Below are 284 nucleotides of genomic sequence, written 5' to 3' on the forward strand. Positions count from 1 at the left end.
GTGACCTTCGTCTACGTGACGCACGACCAGGGCGAGGCGCTGACGATGTCCGATCGCGTCGCCGTGTTCGACAAGGGCATCGTCCAGCAGCTCGATACCGTCGATTGCCTGTACGAATCGCCGTGCAACGAATTCGTCGCGAATTTCATCGGCGACAGCAACCGGCTGCGCGGCACCATCGCGCGCGTCGACGGCGAGTTCTGCGAATTCCGGCTCGACGACGGCACGCAGCTCGTCGGGCGTCGCATCGGCGATGCGGCCGCAGGCGCGCCGGCCGTCGCCTG

Annotated in this window: 1 pseudogene; it reads left to right on the forward strand. The window is 66.9% G+C overall.

Annotated features, from left to right (window positions below):
• Positions 1–284 (forward strand): annotated as a pseudogene (locus SB751_RS29675) (Fe3+/spermidine/putrescine ABC transporter ATP-binding protein); the annotation flags it as partial.

Origin of the sequence: Cupriavidus sp. SIMBA_020 (assembly GCF_046535395.1) — a bacterium.
GTDB classification, from domain to species: domain Bacteria; phylum Pseudomonadota; class Gammaproteobacteria; order Burkholderiales; family Burkholderiaceae; genus Cupriavidus; species Cupriavidus campinensis.